Here is a 2,767-nt window from a genome sequence, read left to right as displayed (position 1 = left end):
CTACAACACCGTGCGTCCGCACTCGTCACTGAACTACAAGCCACCGGCACCTGAAGCCACCGTGTGGCCGCGCGTCAGAACGGCCCAGCTTCAACGCCAGCAGTGGCGGTCAAACCCAGCATGCACTAACATTAAACCCGGATCACCCGATGGGGGCAGACCAGAACGATACGGCTCCAACCTCTGCCACTGCGAAGCAGAGAGGGCGATAGCCGTCCCCAGGGCTGCTTTCATCGACCTTGAACCAGCTGTCCAGTTTCGGCATTTGATCGATCGGGCCAAAGTGCAACGGCGACCTTTGCGCGTCATGAACGACGCGTGGCGCTGTCGACGTGAACATCCTCGCCTCTGGCGTTCGGCGAATTACACGACGTGACGGCCTTTTAGGGTTCTCAGGCTGCGTGCAAATGCGGCGCTATGCCTGCTGCAAGTAGCGATTGACGTTCGACCTTTCCGGCAACGTAGAGGGCTTCGGAAGCCCTGTCGAACCGTCAGGTGGTCTCGGGATTTCGCATGGCTCGGGTGGTTTGATGACCTCGAGAAAATCACCGTTTCAGCGGAAACGTGTCCCTCCACTCACCTTCGGAGGCACGCCACATGCCGCGCAAGGTATTGCTATTATTGACGGTTTTCGGCCTTGAAACTAAAAATTCAAACGATTTAACGCTGAAGGTTATGGTGCTAAGTATATGTTTTAGAGTGCCACTATGGGAAAGGTATAGATTGTCATATTAATGGAATAGAAGGACCTGAAGTAAAATATGCTTTACAGATAATTTATTTCATGCGAATATTCTAACGAAAGAAAATTCTTACAGAGAGCGTGTTCCCTCTGCGCAACGTTATGTTGCGCCGATGCGAATGCGTTTTGCTTAGAGAATGCCCCGGGAGGGTAGTATACATTTTTTATAGATTATTGAACGTCCGAATCTCCGGGTTCGGCGATTTGATTCCGTGCGAGTGTTGCAGGGGGATATAATGGATCGCAGTGACGTTATTTCACACGCCAATACTTCTTCAACCAAGAAACGTGTATACGGCATCGCGATAGGTGACGTTGTCACAGCCGTGTTTGCTACAGCCAATTGGCTTCTGGCGCTCGCGAAAAAGGTTGCGTATTCGCAAATGCGAAGGGTGCGCCAGTCGGCTGCGCTGTTTGTAACGGATATCATTTCCGCGAGCTTGGCGCTGGGGATTGCGTTTGTCACCCGCTACGGGTTTGACGTCGTTCAGGTGCGGCCAGAGCTCATCAAGGCGCTGCTGATTGCCGGGCCGCAATATCTGGTGATCTGCGCGATCGTTTTCCCGCTCGCCGGTTTATACAGCCGCAACTGGCGGTATGGTTCCGTGTCCGATTTGTGGACAATCGTTCGTGCGGTTTTCGTGACAACGCTGTTGCTGGTCTGCGTTTTGTTCTTTGCAACCCGGCTTGAAGCCATTCCGCGCAGCACATTGCTGCTGGAAGCCCTTATGCTCCTGACCTTTCTTTCCGCATCCAGGCTGAGTTTCCGGCTGGACGAATTCCCGCTGACACGCGGCGGGAGCTGGCTTAAGGGCGACAAAAATACCGACAGACAAATTCAGACGCTGCTGGTTGGTGCGGGTGACGCTGCCGACCTTTATCTGCGGGCGCTCAGCCGCGACCGCAATTGCACGCATTGGCCGGTCGGCTGCCTTGAGAAAACAAATGATCATCAAAACATGACGTTGCGAAACGTACCCATTCTTGGGGCGATGGCGGATTTTCAAGACATCGTTGCACAGCTTAAGAGTGACGGTATTTCTCCTCGACACCTCGTATTCACGGAGGCGCCATCCGCGTTCGGCGAGGATGCATCCGAGCAGTTGATTGCTGCTGCCGAAGCTCTTGGCATGACCGTTTCCCGGCTGTCTCAAATGACGGAACTCAAAAACGCCAAGCGCGAGAACCGGTTCGAACTGAAGTCCATCGAGTTGACGGATCTGCTCGAGAGGCCCCAGGCCTCCCTTGATCGGGAAGCGATCTCGCGTCTTGTCAAGGGGCGCCGGGTGCTTGTCACCGGAGCTGGCGGTTCGATCGGCAGCGAATTGACGTTGCAGATTGCGGCGTGCGAGCCTGCGGAACTCGTGCTCATCGAAAACTGCGAGTACAATCTCTATGCCATCGATATGGAGCTGGGCGAACGCTTCCCCGGCGTTCCGCGCTCCGCGCACCTGTGCAACGTTCGGCGGGCCAATCGGGTCAACGACATGTTTGCCTTGCATCGACCGGAGCTCGTCTTTCATGCCGCGGCGCTCAAGCACGTCCCCATGGTGGAGCTTAATCCCTGTGAAGGGGCGCTGACCAACGTTATCGGCACGATGAATGTTGCCAACGCGGCGCGGCAGTGCGGCGCCACGGCGATGGTTCAGATTTCAACCGACAAAGTCGTCAATCCGACCAGTGTCATGGGAGGGACGAAGCGCCTTGCCGAGCTGTATTGCCAGGCTCTCGACTTGAACAGGTTCAAGACCGGTTCAGGGCCCCGGTTCATGACCGTGCGTTTTGGAAATGTGYTGGGCTCCAGCGGGTCGCTTATTCCACTCTTCAAGAAGCAGATCGCCTGCGGCGGCCCGCTCACCGTCACCGATCTGGAAATGACGCGGTTCTTCATGACGATCCGCGAAGCTGTGGAACTGACGTTGCAGGCATCCGCCTATGGTCTTGAGGGCGATATCGGCCAGGGCGAAATATTCGTCCTCGATATGGGTGAGCCGATAAAAATCATTGACATAGCCAGAAGAGAAG

The 2,767-nt window shown here is 55.2% G+C and carries 1 protein-coding gene and 1 pseudogene; both read left to right on the top strand.

Annotated features, from left to right (window positions below; translation table 11 throughout):
* A pseudogene (locus AC1D17_RS28370) lies at positions 1–129 on the top strand (IS3 family transposase); the annotation flags it as partial.
* 996 nt (positions 130–1,125) lie between these two features.
* Positions 1,126–2,767, top strand: a 1,642-nt coding sequence (locus AC1D17_RS28365) for a polysaccharide biosynthesis protein (RefSeq protein ID WP_477568548.1), incomplete at its 3' end; no start/stop codon positions are given.

It is taken from the genome of Pararhizobium sp. P1_E7 (assembly GCF_056405855.1).
This window is presented reverse-complemented; position numbering and strand designations above follow the sequence as displayed.